This is a genomic window from Actinomadura sp. 7K534 (assembly GCF_004348575.1).
Lineage (GTDB): Bacteria > Actinomycetota > Actinomycetes > Streptosporangiales > Streptosporangiaceae > Spirillospora > Spirillospora livida.
Map to the genome: position 1 here is coordinate 34216 of NZ_SMKB01000025.1, position 18067 is coordinate 52282.

Annotated in this window: 21 protein-coding genes and 2 tRNA genes; 7 read left to right on the top strand and 16 right to left on the bottom strand. The window is 67.8% G+C overall.

The window, feature by feature from the left end:
* The first annotated feature begins 93 nt into the window (after positions 1 to 93).
* Together E1266_RS08055 and E1266_RS08060 are read left to right on the top strand one after the other, a co-directional pair.
* On the top strand, positions 94 to 918 hold the full coding sequence (locus E1266_RS08055) for an alpha/beta fold hydrolase (RefSeq protein WP_132045362.1): 825 nt from the start codon (positions 94 to 96) through the stop codon (positions 916 to 918).
* Complete coding sequence (locus E1266_RS08060; RefSeq protein WP_132045364.1) at positions 915 to 1631, top strand: HAD family hydrolase; 717 nt, start codon at positions 915 to 917, stop codon at positions 1629 to 1631. The genes E1266_RS08055 and E1266_RS08060 overlap by 4 nt, the downstream gene beginning before the upstream one ends.
* Before the next feature lie 33 nt (positions 1632 to 1664).
* Here E1266_RS08060 and E1266_RS08065 read toward each other — a convergent pair whose 3' ends face one another.
* Positions 1665 to 2243 (bottom strand): YceI family protein, encoded by a 579-nt coding sequence (locus E1266_RS08065; protein ID WP_132045366.1) that lies wholly within the window; start codon positions 2241 to 2243, stop codon positions 1665 to 1667.
* Between the two features lie 122 nt (positions 2244 to 2365).
* Here E1266_RS08065 and E1266_RS08070 point away from each other — a divergent pair, with 122 nt between their 5' ends.
* The gene (locus tag E1266_RS08070; protein ID WP_207945494.1) at positions 2366 to 2743 is read left to right on the top strand and encodes a helix-turn-helix domain-containing protein; all 378 of its coding nucleotides are present in this window, start codon (positions 2366 to 2368) and stop codon (positions 2741 to 2743) included.
* 200 nt (positions 2744 to 2943) lie between these two features.
* Positions 2944 to 5544, top strand: coding sequence for an alanine--tRNA ligase (gene alaS / locus E1266_RS08075; protein WP_132045369.1), 2601 nt, complete (start codon positions 2944 to 2946; stop codon positions 5542 to 5544).
* 50 nt (positions 5545 to 5594) lie between these two features.
* On the opposite strand, the gene E1266_RS08080 is transcribed toward alaS, so the two are convergent.
* Positions 5595 to 5668: transfer RNA gene (locus E1266_RS08080), tRNA-Pro, on the bottom strand.
* Between the two features lie 139 nt (positions 5669 to 5807).
* Between E1266_RS08080 and E1266_RS08085 the strand changes: the two genes are divergently transcribed.
* A tRNA-Gly gene (locus E1266_RS08085) sits at positions 5808 to 5878 on the top strand.
* 242 nt (positions 5879 to 6120) lie between these two features.
* Here E1266_RS08085 and E1266_RS08090 read toward each other — a convergent pair.
* Positions 6121 to 6318 (bottom strand): helix-turn-helix domain-containing protein, encoded by a 198-nt coding sequence (locus E1266_RS08090; protein WP_131951515.1) that lies wholly within the window; start codon positions 6316 to 6318, stop codon positions 6121 to 6123.
* A 173-nt stretch (positions 6319 to 6491) separates the two neighbouring features.
* Between E1266_RS08090 and E1266_RS08095 the strand changes: the two genes are divergently transcribed.
* Positions 6492 to 6872, top strand: coding sequence for a hypothetical protein (locus E1266_RS08095; RefSeq protein WP_132045371.1), 381 nt, complete (start codon positions 6492 to 6494; stop codon positions 6870 to 6872).
* A 1540-nt stretch (positions 6873 to 8412) separates the two neighbouring features.
* On the opposite strand, the gene E1266_RS08105 is transcribed toward E1266_RS08095, so the two are convergent.
* Positions 8413 to 8604 carry a DUF397 domain-containing protein gene (locus E1266_RS08105; RefSeq protein ID WP_132045373.1) on the bottom strand — a complete coding sequence of 64 codons (192 nt, stop codon included), beginning with the start codon at positions 8602 to 8604 and terminating at the stop codon, positions 8413 to 8415.
* A complete protein-coding gene (locus E1266_RS08110; protein ID WP_132045375.1) occupies positions 8601 to 9413 on the bottom strand; it encodes a helix-turn-helix transcriptional regulator in 813 nt (270 codons plus the stop codon). The genes E1266_RS08105 and E1266_RS08110 overlap by 4 nt, the downstream gene beginning before the upstream one ends.
* Before the next feature lie 106 nt (positions 9414 to 9519).
* Here E1266_RS08110 and E1266_RS08115 point away from each other — a divergent pair, with 106 nt between their 5' ends.
* A complete protein-coding gene (locus E1266_RS08115; RefSeq protein ID WP_165965976.1) occupies positions 9520 to 9909 on the top strand; it encodes an ATP-binding protein in 390 nt (129 codons plus the stop codon).
* Between the two features lie 563 nt (positions 9910 to 10472).
* Here E1266_RS08115 and E1266_RS08120 read toward each other — a convergent pair.
* The 11 genes from E1266_RS08120 to E1266_RS08170 all read right to left on the bottom strand — a co-directional run.
* Complete coding sequence (locus E1266_RS08120; RefSeq protein ID WP_132045379.1) at positions 10473 to 10832, bottom strand: DUF6086 family protein; 360 nt, start codon at positions 10830 to 10832, stop codon at positions 10473 to 10475.
* Positions 10832 to 12109 (bottom strand): hypothetical protein, encoded by a 1278-nt coding sequence (locus E1266_RS08125; protein WP_132045381.1) that lies wholly within the window; start codon positions 12107 to 12109, stop codon positions 10832 to 10834. The genes E1266_RS08120 and E1266_RS08125 overlap by 1 nt, the downstream gene beginning before the upstream one ends.
* Positions 12110 to 12393: 284 nt before the next feature.
* Positions 12394 to 12870, bottom strand: a complete 477-nt coding sequence (locus E1266_RS08130; RefSeq protein ID WP_165965977.1) for a PIN domain-containing protein — start codon at positions 12868 to 12870, stop codon at positions 12394 to 12396.
* A complete protein-coding gene (locus E1266_RS08135) occupies positions 12867 to 13193 on the bottom strand; it encodes a hypothetical protein (RefSeq protein WP_132045385.1) in 327 nt (108 codons plus the stop codon). Before E1266_RS08135 ends, E1266_RS08130 begins: the two co-directional genes overlap by 4 nt.
* Before the next feature lie 446 nt (positions 13194 to 13639).
* Positions 13640 to 14062, bottom strand: a complete 423-nt coding sequence (locus E1266_RS08140) for an arsenate reductase ArsC (RefSeq protein ID WP_132045387.1) — start codon at positions 14060 to 14062, stop codon at positions 13640 to 13642.
* Positions 14062 to 14691 (bottom strand): arsenate reductase ArsC, encoded by a 630-nt coding sequence (locus E1266_RS08145; RefSeq protein ID WP_243718284.1) that lies wholly within the window; start codon positions 14689 to 14691, stop codon positions 14062 to 14064. The genes E1266_RS08140 and E1266_RS08145 overlap by 1 nt, the downstream gene beginning before the upstream one ends.
* Positions 14688 to 15782, bottom strand: coding sequence for an ACR3 family arsenite efflux transporter (gene arsB / locus E1266_RS08150; RefSeq protein ID WP_207945496.1), 1095 nt, complete (start codon positions 15780 to 15782; stop codon positions 14688 to 14690). The genes E1266_RS08145 and arsB overlap by 4 nt, the downstream gene beginning before the upstream one ends.
* Complete coding sequence (locus E1266_RS08155) at positions 15779 to 16093, bottom strand: metalloregulator ArsR/SmtB family transcription factor (protein WP_132045393.1); 315 nt, start codon at positions 16091 to 16093, stop codon at positions 15779 to 15781. Before E1266_RS08155 ends, arsB begins: the two co-directional genes overlap by 4 nt.
* 138 nt (positions 16094 to 16231) lie before the next feature.
* Positions 16232 to 16756 carry a DUF2703 domain-containing protein gene (locus E1266_RS08160; RefSeq protein ID WP_132045395.1) on the bottom strand — a complete coding sequence of 175 codons (525 nt, stop codon included), beginning with the start codon at positions 16754 to 16756 and terminating at the stop codon, positions 16232 to 16234.
* Positions 16753 to 17127, bottom strand: coding sequence for a metalloregulator ArsR/SmtB family transcription factor (locus E1266_RS08165; protein ID WP_165965978.1), 375 nt, complete (start codon positions 17125 to 17127; stop codon positions 16753 to 16755). Before E1266_RS08165 ends, E1266_RS08160 begins: the two co-directional genes overlap by 4 nt.
* Before the next feature lie 310 nt (positions 17128 to 17437).
* Positions 17438 to 18067, bottom strand: a 630-nt coding sequence (locus E1266_RS08170; RefSeq protein ID WP_132045400.1) for an MFS transporter, incomplete at its 5' end; no start/stop codon positions are given.

Sequence of the window (18067 nt, forward strand, 5' to 3'; positions counted from 1 at the left end):
CACTCCGGAGAGCGGTCAGGGGCCCGTTCCATCCCCGGCACCCCCGAGTACGGTCGGTCATGATCGTTCTAAGCCGACGTTGGGGGGGCTGTTGTGCGGGACTGGGAGCTGGGCAGGACGTACCGGAGCGGTTCGGGTGAGGTTCGTTGGGACGTGCTCGGGGATCAGGACGCGGACCCGGTCGTCCTGCTGCACGGCACGCCGTTCTCGTCCTATGTGTGGCGCGGTGTCGCGCGCGCTTTGGCGCCGGCCCACCGCGTGTATGTGTGGGACATGCCGGGCTATGGGACGTCCGAGATGAGCGATGGGCAGGACGTGTCGCTCGCGGCCCAGGGCCGTGTCTTCACCGAGTTGCTGGCCCATTGGGGTCTGGACGAGCCGACGGTCGTGGCGCATGACTTCGGTGGGGCCGTGGCCCTTCGGGCGAATCTCCTGCACGGCGCCCGTTACCGTGCCCTCGCGTTGGTCGATCCCGTCGCCCTCGCTCCTTGGGGTTCACCCTTCTTCCGCCTGGTCGGGGCCAACACGGAGGTGTTCGAGCAGCTTCCACCTGCACTGCACGGGGCGCTCGTCCGGGAGTACGTGTCGTCCGCTAGCCATCGCGGTCTGCACCCAGCGGTTCTGGACACGCTCGTCGACCCCTGGCTAGGGGACGTGGGGCAGCCGGCCTTCTACCGGCAGATCGCCCAGGCGGATCAGCGCCACACGGACGAGATCCAAGGCCGCTACGGCGAACTGGAACTTCCCGTCCTGATCTGCTGGGGCGCATCGGACACCTGGATACCCGTCGCCAAGGCCCACGAGCTGGCCGCGCTCGTCCCGGGGGCGCGCCTCCGCCTGATCGACGGCGCCGGCCACATCGTCCAGGAGGACGCCCCCGCCGAACTGACCGCCGCGCTCACCGCCTTCCTCACATGATCGCGGCCGTGCTGTTCGACCTGGACGGGACGCTTCTCGACCACGAGCGGGCGGCGGCGGAGGCGATCACCCGGTCGTTCCCGGACGCGGACCCGGCATGGCTCGCCGCGCGCTGGAGAGAGCTGAGCGAGGAGGCCATCGACCGGTATCTCGCGGGCGAGCTGAGCCTCGCCGCCCAGCGCCGCGCCCGGATCGTCGCACTGGCCGGGGAACTGGGCCTCGGTGACTGGGACGAGGCCCGCGCCGACGCGTGGTTCAGCGGGTTCCTGGTCTCATACGAGACGGCCTGGCGCCCGTTCCCCGAGGTGAGGCGGGTCCTGGAGGTTCTGGCGGGGCGCGGCCTGCGGCTGGGTGTGATCACGAACGGGGACCTGGGGCAGCAGCGTACGAAGATCGAACGGATGGGGCTCGCCGGGCTCCTCCCCCATGTGGTGGCGTCCAGCGAGACGGGCACCGGCAAGCCCGCCGCCGGGATCTTCCGCGACGCCTGCGCGGGCCTTGGCGTCGGGCCGGCCGCGGCGGCCTACGTCGGGGACCGCCTCATCACCGACGCCCAGGGCGCCGCGGCCGCCGGCCTCACCGGGGTGTGGCTCGACCGCTCCGGCGACCCCCCGCCGACCGGCCTGGAGGTCGCGCGCATCACGTCCCTGGACGCGCTCCCCGGCCTGCTCGACGCCGTGTCGCCGCCCGGGGGCCGGTGGGCGGCGCCGTGAGCCTGCGGCGCCGCCCGTCCCGTCCCGGCCCGGTCACGAAGTCTGGAGCGCCGCCTGGATCTCCAGGGTGATCTGGACCTTCTCCCCCAGGCCGAGGCCCGCACCGCCGGGCATCTTCGAGGCGTCGCCGACACCGAACTCGAGCCGGCTGATCTCACCGGTCGCGGTGAAGCCCACCCGGGCGCCCTTGAAGGGGTCCTCAAGGAACGGGTCAGGGCTGAAACCGCCGATCTCCAGCTTGAGCGGGACCTGCCTGGTCTGGCCGCGCAAGGTCAGCTCGCCGTCCAGGACGAAGTCGTCCCCGTCGGGGCGGACGCCGGTGGAGCGGTACGTCATCGCGGGGTACTTCTCCGCGTCCAGGTAGTCGGCGGACCGGACGTGCGCGTCCCGCTGGGCGATGCCGGTGTCGATCGACGCGAGGTCGATCGTGGCGTTCACCGCCGAGTCGAGGGGGTCCTCGCCGGTCACGATCGTGCCCTCGAACGTCCCGAAGCGGCCGCGGACCCTGCTGACCATCAGGTGCCGGACGGTGAAGCCGACGTTGCTGTGGGCGGGGTCGATGGTCCAGGTGCCGGCGACGTAGCCGGGGATCTCGACAAGCTGGGCCCTCATCGTGTCTCCTAAGGTTATGAAAGGTAAGGCGGTTCCGAAGAGGAACCGGTCCCATCATGCGGAGACCCTCGGATCCGGCACAAGAAGGCACTTTTTTCTGCCTCGGTCACCTGGAGATAACCATGCAGCACACGGCCCATACATGCCGGGCACGGGAGGTCCTCGACCGGGTCGGCGACAAGTGGTCGCTACTGGTGATCTCGCTGCTGGGCGAGCGGAGCATGCGGTTCACCGAGCTCAAGCGCGAGATCGACGGCATCAGCCAGCGCATGCTCACCGTCACCCTGCGCGCCCTGGAACGCGACGGGATCGTCACCCGGACCGTGTACCCCGTGATGCCGCCACGCGTGGACTACGCCCTCACCCCCATGGGCGAGACGCTCATAACCGCGGCCAGCACCCTCGTCGCGTGGGCGGAGGCCCACCGCGGGAAGATCGACGCCGCCCGAGCCGAGTACGACGCCCGCGCCAAGGAGACGGCGGCCATCAAGACGAGATGAGGCCCTAGCGGCGTGGCCGGCGGAACGACGCGGCGGGAAATCCGCGTGCCGTCGCCCGCCGCGGCGCGTTAGCCTTGAGTCGATGGACTTTCACGAGGTGGGACGGCGAGCTAGCCGCGCCGAGCTGGGGAACGAGCAGTCGTGCCCGGCCCGGCTCGGCGGTGTGCGCCGTCATCCCATCGACCTCGTGAGGCCGTCCCATGCGCTCGACCGACATTCGCTCGACGTTTCTTGACTTCTTCCAGGAGCGCGACCACCGCGTCGTGCCGTCCAGCCCGCTGATTCCGTCCGACCCCACGCTGCTGCTGGCGAACGCGGGCATGAACCAATTCAAGCCGTACTTCCTCGGCGAGACCGCGCCGGAACATCCTCGTGCGGTGTCCGTGCAGAAGTGCGCGCGTACGTCCGACATCGAGAACGTGGGCCGCACGACCCGGCACTCGACTTTTTTCGAGATGCTCGGCAACTTCTCCTTCGGCGATTACTTCAAGGCGGAGGCGATCTCCTGGGCGTGGGAACTGCTCACGCGCCACTACAACCTCGCCCCCGACCGCCTCTGGGTCACCGTGTACCTGGACGACGACGAAGCCGTACGCCTCTGGCGCCGCGTCGGGGTTCCCCTGGAACGGATCCAGCGGCTCGGCATGGAGGACAACTACTGGTCGATGGGCACGCCCGGCCCATGCGGCCCGTCGTCCGAACTGCATTACGACAGGGGGCCGTCCTTCGGACGCGAAGGCGGACCCGCCGTGGACGGCGAGCGCTACCAGGAACTGTGGAATCTCGTCTTCATGGAGAACCTCCGAGGAGAGGGCACCGGCAAGGACGAATACCCGATACTCGGCGAACTGCCCGCGAAGAACATCGACACAGGGCTAGGGCTCGACCGTCTCGCGGCGGTCCTGCAGGACGTGGAGACGGTCTGCGAAACCGACCTGCTGGCACCGACGTTCCGACTCGTCCAGGAACTGGCGGGCCGCGAATACTCCAGGGAGGACTCCACCTCCTTCCGTGTCGTCACCGAACACTCCCGCTCGATCGCGTTCCTCATCGCCGACGGCGTACTGCCCGCCCGCGACGGCCGGGGCTACGTACTGCGCCGCCTGATGCGCCGCGCCGTCCGGCACGCCCGCAAACTCGGCATCGAGGACCTCACCCTTCCAGCGCTGACGTCCAGCGTCATCGACAACCTGGGGACGACCTGGCCCGAACTGAGCCGCCGCTCCGAACTGATCCGCCAGGTCGTCACCGCGGAGGAAGAGGCGTTCGAGCGGACGCTGCGCCAGGGCTCCCAACTCCTGGACTCGGCGATCAGCCGCACCAAGACCACCATCTCGGGACGAACCGCGTTCGAACTGCACGACACCTACGGTTTCCCGATCGACCTGACCCTGGACGCGGCGCGCTCGGCGGGCCTCACCGTTGACGAGAACGAGTTCGCGGAACTCCTCGAAGCCCAGCGCCGCCGGGCGCACCAGGCTGGCCACTCCCGCAAGGGCGGTGCGGTCGCGCGCCAGGACCTCTACCGCACCGTCACCGCCGAGTACGGCCTCACGGACTTCGTGGGCCACTCGTCAACGACGGCGGAAACACGCGTCCTGGCCCTTCTCACCCCGCAGGGCCCCCTCGACGTCGCCGTCGAAGGCGACGAACTGGAGGTGATCCTTGAGCGCAGCCCGTTCTATGCGGAATCAGGCGGCCAGGTGGGAGACAGGGGCGTACTGCGCACCTCCGGCTCGACCTTGGACGTCCTGGACACCCGCCTCGGCCTCGACGGCCTCCACGTGCACACGGTCCGCGTCACGCACGGCGAGGTGCGTCCAGGCGACGAGGCCGACGCGATCGTCGACGCCGCCCGCCGCGCCGCGACGGCACGCTCCCACAGCGCGACCCACGTCCTGCACGCGATGCTGCGCCGCCACCTGGGCGACCACGCGTCCCAGCGAGGCTCCCGCGTAGAGCCGGGCCGCCTCCGCTTCGACTTCGCCCACTTCTCCCCCGTGGACACCACCTTGATCCAGACCCTCGTCAACGACTACCTACTGGACGATCCCGAGGTCACGGTCTGGGAGGCGACCCGCGCCGAGGCGGAGGCCGCGGGCGCGGTAGCGATGTTCGGTGAACGCTACGGGCCGGACGTCCGGATCGTGGACATCGGCGACGCGTCCCGCGAACTGTGCGGCGGCACGCACGTCGGCCACGGCTCGCAGGCGGGCCCCGTCCACATCGTCGCCGAATCGTCCATCGGCACCGGCCTGCGCCGCATCGAGGCCCTGACCGGCACCGACGCGCTCCGCCACTATGACCACCAACGCGACATCCTCCACGAACTAGCGGCGCTCCTGCACGTCCACCCCGACCAGGCCCCTGCCCGCCTGCACCAACGCCTGGAAACCCTCGCGGAGACACAGCGCCAACTGGCGAACCTCCGCCAAGCGGAACTCGACACCCACGCGGCGCGCCTGGCCGCCGACGCCGAGCCGGTCCCGGGCGGATGGCTCATCGCCGAAAGCGTCCCCGGGGAGACGGACCTGCGCACCCTCGCCACCAAGATCCTCAAGCTCCGCCAAGACCGCGGCGTCGTCGTCCTGGGCGCGCATTCGGACGGCAAGGCATCCCTGGTGGCGGCGACGAACACGGGGTCGCGGGCACGGGACCTGCTCACCGAGGCGGCCCGCGAGATCGGCGGCGGCGCCGGCGGGAAGGGTCCGATCGCGAACGCGGGCGGCCGCACCCCCGCCAACCTCCCGGCGGCGCTCGCCACCGCGGCGGCCCGGGCCCGGACGCTCCTGGCCCCCTGACACGGCACGGCCGCCGCCCGGCACCGGGCGGCGGCCAAGAGCCTCCACTGTCGGGCTGGCGGGATTTGAACCCACGACCCCCGGCACCCAAAGCCGGTGCGCTACCAAACTGCGCTACAGCCCGCACACGATGACGGAGTCTAGCCCCCCGCGCCACGGCCCGCCGCTCCATTACCCGGCACCCGGACCACCCGGCACGTCCACACCCGGAACCCTGTACGCTACGGACTGACGATCGAGGGCCGACCGCCCTCCGTCCCCTCGCGGGCGTAGCTCAATGGTAGAGCCCCAGTCTTCCAAACTGGCTACGCGGGTTCGATTCCCGTCGCCCGCTCTCCTATTTCCCCAGGTCAGAGCCTTGTGGGGCGATCTTGGTCGACCTTCTGAAGATCATTTGTCACCCATTTGTCACTGGGATCTGGCATGTCTGGGCGGCATCCTGGTTCAACTGCGAACCTTGCTGATCATGGTCTGACCGTCTCTGGTGGAGATCAGCACGGTGACGAATCTGGCGTCCTCAACACGGAAGGTCCGGCTCCCGGACGGGAGCCGGACCTTCGTTCGTTGGACGGCTGGCTAGCTCGGCTCGATGCCGAGGAGCCGGCGTAGGTCGACCGTCACGACGCGGTAGCTGGCGCCGATGCGGATCACCTTGCAGGGGAACTGCCCTTGGCGGGCGAGCTGGTAGGCGCGCGTGCGTCCGAGCCCGATGGCGCGGGCTGCGGTCTCGACGCTGACCGTGGTGGGGAGCGCAAGCAACTCGTCCTGGCTCATCTGCTTCACGCTCCGGCCCCTCTCCGAGGGTTGCCGAACCATCTCGTGCGCAGCCGTCCGTTCCCGGGATGTCTCGCTCGGGGCTCGGCTCGTCGGAGCGTGGCCGCAGGCGCCGGTTCGGCGACGGGGTTGGGGGACGGTGTTGCGCCGCCTCCAGGCGACAGACCGCCGCTGTGAACGTGGTTGATCGCGCTCCGGGCCTGTTCGACCGCCTCGCTCCATCCCGCGCCCTGGTGGCGGGCGTGGAGGATGGCGCGACTGAAGGCATCGAGTGCTTCCTCGAGGCTTCCACCGTGGTCACGTACGAGTCGTCCGTCCAGGTGCTGACGCATAAGGAAGCGTTCGAGTTGGAGGAGAAGTTGGTCGAAGCCGGAGGCGGCTGCGTGGACGGCGTCCAGCACCGCGTAGACGGTCGCCGGCCCGGCAAGGCCCTGCGGTTGGCCGACGGCCTGCTTCAGCGCGCGGACAGCGCTCTCCAGGTCGTGGGCGAACTGTTCGGTCTCGTAGTCGGTCTGGACGTCACGGCCGGGCTGGGTGTGGTCGAAGGTCATTAGGGCACTCCTGATGGTGCATCACCCTTGATCACCAGGAGTGTTCTCCGGAATGCCCGCACCACACCCGCCCGAGTTCTGCCACCGCGCTGTCGGAGCTGATGTAACGGGGCGCCAAACCCACTCGTCCAGCATGCCAAGGATCTGGGAATCAGCCGTTCCTGCCTGCAGAACTGGGCAAACCAGGCCGACGCCGACAACGGAGACAAGGCGAGTCAGGGCGACTGACGAGCACAGAAAGAAGGAACTTGCCGAACTGCGGCACCGTAACCGGCAACTGGAGACCGAGAATAAGATCCTCAAGCGGGCCGCCGCCTACTTCGCCAGGGGACGTCCTCCCGGTGCACGCATAAAATCCGTATCCAGCTTGGGCGGCGATCGTCAGTTTAGCTAAGTAGGGCTGTGATCCATGGGCAGGGACTGTCAATTATAAGCAGTTCGGGCACTGAACCAGAGGCCAAGAGTGAATCCAAATGCTCCACCTCCGCCAAGGAGAGCACTGGGAAGGCTTCGAGTTTCCATCCATGTGAAGAACCCACTCAGAAGCCCTATTATAGTCGCAACACTTATAGCCAAGGCAAGCATAAGCAGATCGACGGCATTCACGACAGCCGTCACCACATAAAGAGCATTGGTTGCACCATAATGCAACACATGGCACCCATAGACAGAGTGCCCGAATTCCAGGCACACCCTCCCACGACAGCAGCTTTCGGCGCCGGCCAAGACGATATTTCGCCGCCAGCCGCGGGATGCTCGAACTTATTCGCCTCGCGTAGTTCGATGATTTGTCTGGCCGCCATGTAGCTCATGCTCGACGTTGTTTTGAGTTTGCGAGCCGCACGCTGCTTGTTACGAGATGGGCGACGGCGCCTTTTTGCTGTCATGGCGTCCCTAGATGGAGTCCTACGCCCACCATCTGACGACGGCATGTAGCGCACGCGTCGTCGAAAGCCGCTTTGTCTTCACCGCCCCGCATAGCGTAGGAAGCGAGGCTCCGACTGGCAGGCGTGATCTGCCAGTCTGAAATTATAGAGCATTGGTCGGCACAGCGCTCGTGTTGAAGACAGAGAGGCTAGGTCTGACACTCCCCGCCGGTCGACTACGGGGCGGGACTGATTTAGAGAGCTTGCATGCCCCTCCGTGGCAGACGGTGTACTGCCACTTCATGCGTTGGGAGTAGCGGTGGGTCACGCTGCGGCGCTTGACGTGCTGCGCTCGCGCATCCGCCAGGGCGATGCCGTAACGTCGGCCCCAGCGTTGGGATCATCGACTCCCAGAGCGTCCACGCTGGCCTGGCCGACCGCACATCGGTGACTGGTCCGCGACCACCAACGCCACACCGCCACCAGCGGAGCCACCATCCGCTGGACCGCCTCGGCCTCATGACCCTCTGCCCTGCCCAAGGCGGACGACCCGCCGTCCGCCGAGTCCAAGGCTCCTCACATACCGCTAACAAGATCCTTCTCAAACGCGCACTTAGTCGAGTCCTGGCCGTACCGCTCGGCTTAGGCGCTCTCGTCGTGATGCACATGATGGGCTGTCAGGGTAGGTCGTGTGCCCCGCGCTTGATGTCGGCGGCCAGACGGCGGAAGCACCCGACCGGAAGCATGATGCGTGGGCCGCTCGGGTCCCTGCTGTCACGCACGCCAACGTCACCACAGAGGTGCGCTACCTCCACGCAGTTGGACTGGCTGCCTGTACCGCTGCGGGTCGACTTGCGCCACTGGGTCATGTGTACTTCTCCAGTTCAGCCTCCAGGTAGGTCCGACTTGGGCCGACCGGGGCGGCTATGTCGCTCATCAAGTCGTACCTTACTGCCACTTCTTGCACATCGAACGGGTCCATGAGGAAGCAGCCACGCGTCGCCGCTTCGGTGTAGGCGATGTCCCGGTCGCCGACCGTGAGGAGCACGAAAGGGCCGTCGAGGCCCGGATGCGCGCCCGCATTGTTCTCCACTATCCGGATGCTGATGAAGGGAAGCTCGCTCAGCTCGATCAACCGAGTGAGTTGGCCGCGCATGACGTCCGGACCGCCCACGACCTGTGACACTGCCGCCCAGCCGAGAAGGGCTGTCACTCGTGGTGGCTTCGTCTTGCCGAATACGGTGGCCTGCCGTGCCAGCCGCCGCTCAAGGGTCACTTGAAGATCGTCCGCTGTTCCGGCGCTCAGTGCTGCACGCGCGTAGTCCGGTGTCTGGAACAGCCCTGGGATGACCGATGATTCCCACATCCTGAGCCTTGATGAGCGCGCCTCCAGCTCGGCGAGTTCCAGCAGCCAGTTGCCCTCGTCGGCACGCTCGGCGAACCCGACCAGGGCCGTGAACATGCCGTCCGTGTTCCACATACGGTCGATGATCTCCGCGTGCTCCCGCTTGAGCTTGAGCGTGTTGGACTCGTAGCGGGAAACAGTCGAACGGTCACACTCAAGCAGGTCGCCGAGAGCCTGCCCGGACATTCCGTGTGCTTTGCGGTAGCGGCGCAGGTGGCACGCTATGAAGTGCCAAATCGATCTAGACGGGTCGAGCGACTCCCGCGCGAGCATGGCCTCTCCCGTTTGTTGCGAATGGTTCCGGAACGTAGCGAGCGTAGCTCAGAGCGAGCACGCTTACACCCGAAGTAACCGGAGACGTTCCGAAGGTCGTAGCGATATGTCCCTACCTGCCCCAGAAATCCCGACTCTTCTTCTCGACCCCAATGAAAGCGCGCCGGCGTTGGCGAGAGATTTCCTCTCCGCGCAGTTCCGGGAGTGGGGTTCCACTGACGACTTCGTGGCGCGTCTGGTGGTGTGCGAGTTGGTGACCAACGCGTGGCGGCATGGCGAGGGTCAGATCATCCTTCGCGTCTTCCGCGACGTCCGCGCGGACTTGGCGGTGATCGAGGTGTGGGACCAGGGAGCGGGGCTGCCGGTGGTCGGCTCGGAGGACTTGGAGGCGACCTCGGGGCGGGGTCTCCTGCTGATGTCGCAACTCGTGCACGACTGGGGAACCCGACCGATCACGGAAGGCGGAAAGATCGTATGGGCCACTTGCGCCCTCTGAGCGTTCAGGTTGAGCAGCACGTCCTGCGGTGGCGGACGTACCGGGGCCGCGCTACGGCGGAGATGTTCCTTAGCCTGTTGGCCGTGGCACTGGAGCCTCGGGGGTGGCGTCTCGTCCGGCTCTATTGCCCGCAGGGTTTCCCGGTGCCCCTGCTACGGGTCTATGCCGGCGGCCCCGACGATCACGTCGGGCTCGGGGTGGTCGTCCTGGCCCGTTCCGGGCGGCGCATGGGGATACCACAACGCCGAGCGCGGGCGGCGCGGCTACCTGGCTCCCTGCGGCGACACCAAAGCCGCTGCCGAACAGGTCGAAGACCTGCTCAAACACCGCATGTTCCCCGGCACCTGGTAGGCCGCGGGAGGGACGACCACACGGAATGGGCTAGGAGAGTGTTCCTCATTCTCGGCGGTGCTGCACGGCCCCTGGCTGGGGAACTCGGGCCGCCACACGTACCGTCCGCCCCGTCTTGCCGCCTCGCCCCGGGGCAGCGAGACGGGGCACCGCCGAGGTACGGGGCGGATGCACAGGGAGCGTCAAGAGGATCTGACATCACCCATTTGCAGTCAGGTCGGCATTCTTTGTGCAAATTCCGGCAGAGATGACCAGAAGGACGTCTGTTCCTCACCGTCGGGAGCGATCTCGACGCCGCCTCGTTGAAGCATCACCAGGGAGGTGAGTAGTACACCGCGCAGCAACTCTTGAGCAACGACGTGGCGGGTGGAAAAATAATGTTTCACAAGGGCGCTCGTAAATTCACTAAACACAGGCGGGTTGATGTCGTACATATCTTCGGCAACCGCCTCCAGCCCCGTTGGAAGCTCTAGGGTACGGGCGATCGCTTCCGCGAGGTTGACATACAGTTGCCCTACCCACAGTGATGGGCTCCACACGGTCTCGTCGTCGATGTCGAAGATGTAACCCATTATGACCACTCCAGCATGATCTGTTCGTTTGGATTTGCTTGACGCAACCTCTCGACTGCCGATTCTACCTCGGATCGAAATGAGGGATCGGCACCGGGACTGGTGAAGCGAAAACCGATGGGCGCCTGTTCGTAGTCGACCATGTACTGGCGCGCATCGAGATAAGATGAGAACTTCTTGTCAATGTGCTTGGCCACCCATCGTCCGATGTCGCCAGCGTTGGTCGCACTTTTCTCTTCCCACAGCACCCCGTCTTCGATGCAGTCGATATCAGTGATCGTCCTACCAGGCACGGCCGGATCGTCGACGACGTAGTCTCTACGCCCTTCCAACCGTGTGGGCTTGCTCGCTGCGCCCTCACCGGTACCGTCGCCCTCCGCATCCGTACCACTGTCCCCGCCCTGGTCACCTTGAGCCTCTGGGGGCGCGGGATTCTCGCCAGTTTCTTCGGGAGAGGGTGCGGCCTTTTCGGCGGATCGGCCGACTTCTAGGCCCGGCTGTGGCTTGTTTTCCTCGTCGGGACCGTGGCCTTCTGCGGGGGGCAGGGGGTCTGCTGGTTCGGCTGGCGGTTCGCCGCTGTCGTCGTCGGTGCCGCCGGGTGCCTCAGCGGTTGGGGGCTGTGCTTCGGGCTCGCGCTCGTCGCCTCCCACATTCTCGCTCTGCGGTGGAGCTTCTCTGTCGCCATCGGCGGTCTGGGCATCTTGGAAGATGGCTCGCAGTTGTTCTGCGTTTTGGAGTTGCGCTTCGCGGGCGCGGGCCAGGCTTTCCAGGCGGGAGAACGGCTTGGGAGGGGCTTCGTTGTCGGTGGAGAGGGAGTTTGGCTGCTGAGGTGCTTCGGGGTCGTCAATCTTGTCGTCCGCGCTGCTACCGCTGTCCTGGGGGCGCGGTTCCTTGGTGCGGTCGTCCTGGTCTTTCGCCCCTCCGGCTTCGGGTTGGCCGGTCCCGGGTCCACGGTTGTCGTTGACCCGCTCCCCCTCGTCCTCGCGCGGGTCCTCGGCCTCGGCTTGGCCGGGCTTCTCCGCTTCCGGGCCGCCGTTGCCGGCCTCAGCGGGGTCGGCTGTGTCATCGGGTTCTTCGGTCAACTGGGTGCCGACGTAGGTCTTGTCGGCCTCTGGACCCTTCTTGGTGTCCGACCCGGCTTCGACCGAGCGGTCCCCGAGGGTCTGCTGCTTGTCGCCGGTCGGGTCAGCCGGTGACTGGTCGGGAGTGCCCTGCGGGGGGACCTTGTCGGCGGTCTCGGGGCCTCTGCCCGGCCCACGGGGGTGATCCACGCCCACGCTCGCAATCCTTCGACAAGGGAAGGCGAAACGCCCGACCGGACGGCTCGCCGGGCGTGTCCGTGACGTGCGGGGCCTACGCCGGATCACACCGGGTCCTATATAACCGCGCGCGTGGGGAGTTTGCACGTGCGCGATGCCGAGGCCGCAGCGTCCGCATTTGTTTGACGTTGCATCCGCACTAAAAGCCCTGATGTAGCCCGGTCTGCCGACCGCTGCTCAGGTCGATTCCGCGCCCGATACGGCCGTCCCCCAGCGTCCAGTGGGGCCGTGGCAAGCGGGCTTCAGGGAGAGCGAATGTCCTTCACGTTCTGCACCCTTACTCCCTTTCGGTCGCCGGCCAAGCCCGGCAGATGGGTGGCGTCGGCGGTCAAGATCAGCACATCAGGTTGTTGCCCCGCCGCCTCCGCACGATCGGCGTACATGTGAGCCGTCGCGGCGACCAAGGCGTCAACAACCTCCGTGGAGTCGAACCCTGCGTCACCGATCAGCTTCCCGGCGGCGCGTGCAAGGTCCTCAGTGAGAGGCTCAACGACAGTCCTGGTGCTGGACAGCACATGGTTCAGTTTCGTGTCCCGGTCGGAACCGCGCAGGATCTCCGTCAGCACGACACTGGACGTAACCAAGCGTGCCTGCTTGCGCAGCGCAGCCGCGAAGAAGATCGCAACGTTGCGGTCCGTGGCGGCCTTGTTGATGGCGTCGTTGTCGAGTACCAAAACCCCGCCGAGCCTCGCAGCCCGACGGCCTCGCACGGTGCTCACTGATCTTGCGCAGACGGCCAAGCGGCGAGAGCGGCCTGGATGTCGTCCTCACTGAACGGTCCGTGCTGACCTTCCAGCTCGTCAACGAACTCGGCGAGGGCGTCGAGTTGGAGCTTGGCCGCGATCGCCTCATCAACGTAGGCAGAGTCGGACAGGCCCAGCTTGCGGGCCTGTTCGCGGATCTCAGCCTTGCGGCCCCGGCGGATGGTGGCCGACAACTTCTCGGTCGCACCCGGACCGCCCGCGGGCTTACGAACTTTCGCGGCCTTGCCGCGCTTCGCGACACGAAGGGGCTGCTTGACGGGAGTCTGCTTAGCATCCACAACTCAATCATACCAATGGTAGGAGTGAGCTGCCTGCGGTGAGGGGATGAGATCTCGCATGCGGGCGCCTGAACCCTACGGCGGCATGCTCGTGACCATGGTGCAGGGATCCGCGCGCCAGCCTACTCGGCCGCTGCTCGGATCCCGGATCCGGAGACTGCCCCATCGGCTCATGGCTCGCTTCACCCGCGGGCTGATAGATAACCGGCCATGCCCGCCTCCAGCCGGAGGCGGGCATGCCTGGTAGCGGATCAACCGAGGAGTCAGGGGTGGCCAAGCCCTCGGTGACGTCGTCGAGATCAACGGCGAGCTGGCTCACCTCGTGGACCGGATCGCAGGCCTCGATCGCTCGGCGCATGACGATGGGAACCTCGGGCGCCGGTGGCCTGATCGCCTCCGATGTGGTCGCGCCATGGCATTCCGGCGTCCTCAGTTCCCCCCTTAGCTCAACCCGGTAGCTGACCTGGTTCGCCGGTGAGTTGGGTGGCGAGTTGTTCGATGCGGGTGCGGATTTCGTCGCGGATCGGGCGGACGGCGTCGACGCCCTGGCCGGCGGGGTCGTCGAGTTCCCAGTCGAGGTAGCGCTTGCCGGGGAAGACGGGGCAGGTGTCGCCGCAGCCCATGGTGATGACGACGTCGGAGGCTTGGACGGCGTCGGTGGTGAGGATCTTGGGGGTTTCGGCGGAGATGTCGATGCCCTCTTCGGCCATGGCCTGGACCACGGCGGGATTGACCTGGTCGGCGGGGGCCGATCCGGCGGAGCGGACCTCGACCCTGTCGCCGGCGAGGTGGGTGAGGTAGGCGGCGGCCATCTGGGACCGTCCGGCGTTGTGGACGCAGACGAACAGGACGCTGGGCTTGTCGGGCATCAGATTCCTCGCTGGTCGAGCGTGGTGAGCAGGTCGGTGACGAGCAGGTCGAGTTCGTCGCGGATGCGGCGGATTTCCGGCAGTCGCTGGTGTGCGGGGTCGGGGACGGCCCAGTCCAGGTAGCGGGTGTGCGGGAGGAGCGGGCACGCGCCGCCGCACCCAAGCGTGATCACCAGGTCGGCGGCGGCGACCAGCTCTTCGGTCAGCGGCTTGGGGTACTCGGCCGAGATGTCCACGCCGATCTCGGCCATCACGTCCACGATGGCCAGTTCCATGTCGGCCGCCGGTGCGGTGCCGGCCGACCGGGCGTGGACGCGATCTTTCCCGCGGGCCAGGGCGAGCGCGGCGGCCATCTGGGAGCGTCCGGCGTTGGCGTCGCAGACGAACAGCACCTCGGGGACGGGTTTGCCGAGCCGCCCCTCCGCCTGGGCGAGTGCGGTCAGCCGTTCGGCGGTGAACCGTTCGGCCATTACCACCAGGTGGGCACCGACCCGCGAGGTGGCGCGCAGGTGTTCGTAGGAGTCGATGGCCAGCCGCAGGATGGTGTCGGCCGACACCAGGCCGTGGAAGCGGGGGGCGAGCCGAGCGGCGATCCGCTCGAACACCGCCTGGCCGGGCGGGGCGGTCACGGCGTCCTCGCCGGCCGGGTCGTGAAGCGGCGGCGGAGCCATAGTGAGACGTACACCAGGGCGACGAGGATCGGGACCTCGATGAGGGGTCCGACCACCCCGGCCAACGCCTGGCCGGAGGTCACGCCGAAGGTGCCGATGGCGACGGCGATGGCGAGTTCGAAGTTGTTGCCGGCGGCAGTGAACGCCAGGGTCGCGGTACGCGGGTAGGGCAGGCGGATGGCGTGGCCGAGGGCGAACGATCCGCCCCACATGAGCGTGAAGTAGGCCAGCAGCGGTACGGCGATGCGGGCGACGTCGGCGGGCTGACTGGTGATGGTGTCGCCCTGGAGTGCGAACAGGATGACGATGGTGAACAACAGCCCGTACAGCGCGACCGGGCCGATGCGCGGCAGGAACCGGTTCTCGTACCACTCGCGTCCGCGGGCCTTCTCGCCGGTGCGGCGGGTGAGGTAGCCGGCCAGCAGCGGGACGCCGAGGAACACCAGCACGTTGAAGACGATCTTGCCGGTGGAGAAGTGCACGTCGTCGGTGTCCAGGCCGAGCCAGCCGGGGAGCACCTTGAGGTAGAACCAGCCCAGCGCGCCGAAGGCGACGACCTGGAAGACCGAGTTGAGGGCGATGAGGACGGCGGCGGCCTCGCGGTCGCCGCGGGCCAGGTCGTTCCAGATGATGACCATGGCGATGCAGCGGGCCAGCCCTACGATGATCAGTCCGGTGCGGTATTCGGGCAGGTCGGGCAGGAAGATCCAGGCCAGCGCGAACATCACCGCCGGTCCGATCAGCCAGTTCAGCACCAGTGAGGAGATCATCAGGCGGCGGTCGCCGGTGACGGCGTCGAGCCGGTCGTAGCGGACCTTGGCCAGCACCGGGTACATCATGACCAGCAGCCCGAGCCCGATGGGCAGGGAGATGCCGCCGATCTCGACCTTGGACAGCGCGTCGTCCAGGCCGGGCACCGCGCGGCCGAGGCCGAGGCCGAGTGCCATGGCGGCGATGATCCACACCGGCAGGAACCGGTCCAGCGTGGACAGCCTGCCTACGAGGTTCTCAGCCTGCTCCGATGCGGGCCTTGGGGTTCGGACGGTCACGGGCAGGGCCTCCTGGTGCCGTTGGCGCGGGTCGCACGGGCCCGCGTCGCCAGGTCACCGAGTCGCGCGGCCAGGGCGTCCAGCGCCTCGGGGAGCAGCCGGTAGTAGGTGAAACGGCCGCACGGCTCGCTCTCCACCAGCCCCGCGTCCTTCAGCACCCGCAGATGGTTGGAGATGTTGGTCTGCCTGGCACCGGTCTCCTCCACCAGGTGGCAGGTGCACAGCGCCTCATCGGCGAGCAGGGTCACGATGCGCGCACGGAGGGGGTCCGCCAGGACGCGCAACACATCAGTTTCAACTGACATCACCATGGGATGATACGTTACCAGCCGCATGGCACCGCCGCGCCGCCCCTCTGGACGTCCCCGGCTCAGGTGAGCGCGAAGACAGACCGCCGGTTCCAGCGCGGCGATCGCCCGCGCCAGAACCGGCGGAAAGTACACGCACGCTCAAGGACAGCCGCAGGAGTCGTCCGGCTCCGGCTCGGCGGTGACCGGGGTGGACAGGAAGCGCCGGATGTAGGGGGACGGGCCGCCACGGGCGAGGTAGTCACCGAGTTGTGCACTGCGTGCGGCCACGGCCCGCAGGACGAGGTCGAGCACGGCCTCCTGCGGCAGTGAGCCGCTGGTGCGGCCGCGCCAGCTCCAGAGGCGGGTCTCGGAGTCATCGGGGTGCGAGGGGCTCAGTTCGAGGCCCGCGGACCGGAGGGTCGGCGATGCGGTGATCTGGTGCTCCAACGCCTGCTCCCAGGTCGAGACGGTCCGCGGGACGACCTCCAGGGTGATGCCCAGTCGCTCGGCGAGCGGGCGGACGGCGTCGACCGCGCCGTTGAGATCGGTGAGCGTCGCGTCGCAGGAGGCGCAGGAGGCGTCCTCGCCCATGACCACCGTCCAGTAGTCGATGGCCAGTCGCCCCTGCGGGGCGGGCACGGCGGAGGCGTCGGGCGTCTCGGGCAGGTGCGCAGTGGTGGTCACGGTGTTCCTTCCTTCTCGGTATCAGCGGGCGGAGTGCAGGAGGAGCCGCCGTTGAAGTCGTCGCGAGCGCGTTCGAGGGCGTCGGCGATGCCCCGCAGCGTCTCGGCGAGCGGGTCGAACTGGATCTGGTACAGGACGGTCCGGCCGGTCTTGGTGGCCCGCAGCACGCCCGCGGCCCGCAGCAGCGCCAGGTGCCGGGAGACGACGGACAGGTCGACGTCGAGGCACTCGGCGAGTTCGGACACCGAACAGGCACGGCAGCGCTCGGCGAGCAGGTCCAGCAGGCGGACGCGGGTGGGGTCGCCCAGGGCCCGGAAGAGCTGGTGGCCCAGTACCGCGCCGAGGTCGCCGACCGACTCATCATTGTTCACTTGCACAAGTATGCAAGTATTGGGGACGGGTGGCAACCCGGGCGCCGTGGCACCGGCTCAGGAAGCGTCCGATGGCAGCCGTCCCGCCAGGAGTGCCTGGCCCAGTGCTGCGGGGTCGTCGTTCAGGCGGAGAGTCTGCGCAGATGTCCGATGCGGCTCAGGTCGTTGACGACGGCGAGAACGGCCTGGGTGATCACGCGTGCCTCGGGGTCGGTGCGGCCGGGTCCGCACCGGGCCCATCATGCCGGGTCGCGCCGCGCGCCCCCGCGGCTCTGGCCGGTCCCCGGCCGCATGATGCCTCGGGTATGGGTCACGTTCGGATGAAGGTCCGAACCGCGGAGTCCTGTTGTGGTGGGTCGGGAGCGCCGGCCAGGAGTGCGGCCAGGGCCGCCGCGAGCGCGAGGACGGTGAAGAGTGCGGGGTAGCTGCCGAGGGCGTCGGCGAGGGCGGCTCCGGCCCAGGGTGCGAGGGCGGTGGCGACGGTGATGGGGGCGGCCAGGATGCCCGAAAGGGTGCCGTAGGCGGCGATGCCCCATCGGTCGGTGACGGCGGTGGCCTGCAGAAGTGTGGCGATACCGCGGGTGACGCCTGCCAGGACCACGACGGCGATGAGCAGTTGCATCGGGCCTGGGATGAGGGCCAGGGCGGCGGTGGTGGCGGCGGAGAGGCCGAGGATCCAGACGGTTCGGCCGCGGACGCTGGTGCGCCTGGATAGCGGGCGGTAGCACAGGCGGCCGGCGACCTGGCCGATGCCGCCCAGGCCGAGTGCCCAGGCGGCCAGGGTGGGGCTGGCGCCGCGGTGGGTGAGCAGCGGGATGAGGTTGATCAGGACCGCGAACATGGCGAACGCGGACAGGGTGAGCGCGATGGCCAGCAGCCAGAACGGGCGGCTGCGCGTGATGTGGCGAACCGCCGGTGGGTGGGCGGCATGGTCGGCGGC

What these genes read in the sequence shown, in the direction of transcription:
- E1266_RS08120 (WP_132045379.1), bottom strand. Translation starts at nt 10,832, where the DNA reads ATGGGTTACATCTTCGACATCGACGACGAGACCGTGTGGAGCCCATCA.
- E1266_RS08140 (WP_132045387.1), bottom strand. Translation starts at nt 14,062, where the DNA reads ATGCCCGACAAGCCCAGCGTCCTGTTCGTCTGCGTCCACAACGCCGGA.
- E1266_RS08110 (WP_132045375.1), bottom strand. Translation starts at nt 9,413, where the DNA reads ATGCTCGCGCGGGAGTCGCTCGACCCGTCTAGATCGATTTGGCACTTC.
- alaS (WP_132045369.1), top strand. Translation starts at nt 2,944, where the DNA reads ATGCGCTCGACCGACATTCGCTCGACGTTTCTTGACTTCTTCCAGGAG.
- E1266_RS08090 (WP_131951515.1), bottom strand. Translation starts at nt 6,318, where the DNA reads ATGAGCCAGGACGAGTTGCTTGCGCTCCCCACCACGGTCAGCGTCGAG.
- E1266_RS08060 (WP_132045364.1), top strand. Translation starts at nt 915, where the DNA reads ATGATCGCGGCCGTGCTGTTCGACCTGGACGGGACGCTTCTCGACCAC.
- E1266_RS08065 (WP_132045366.1), bottom strand. Translation starts at nt 2,243, where the DNA reads ATGAGGGCCCAGCTTGTCGAGATCCCCGGCTACGTCGCCGGCACCTGG.
- E1266_RS08155 (WP_132045393.1), bottom strand. Translation starts at nt 16,093, where the DNA reads ATGGTGATGTCAGTTGAAACTGATGTGTTGCGCGTCCTGGCGGACCCC.
- E1266_RS08115 (WP_165965976.1), top strand. Translation starts at nt 9,520, where the DNA reads ATGTCCCTACCTGCCCCAGAAATCCCGACTCTTCTTCTCGACCCCAAT.
- E1266_RS08070 (WP_207945494.1), top strand. Translation starts at nt 2,366, where the DNA reads ATGCAGCACACGGCCCATACATGCCGGGCACGGGAGGTCCTCGACCGG.
- E1266_RS08105 (WP_132045373.1), bottom strand. Translation starts at nt 8,604, where the DNA reads ATGACCCAGTGGCGCAAGTCGACCCGCAGCGGTACAGGCAGCCAGTCC.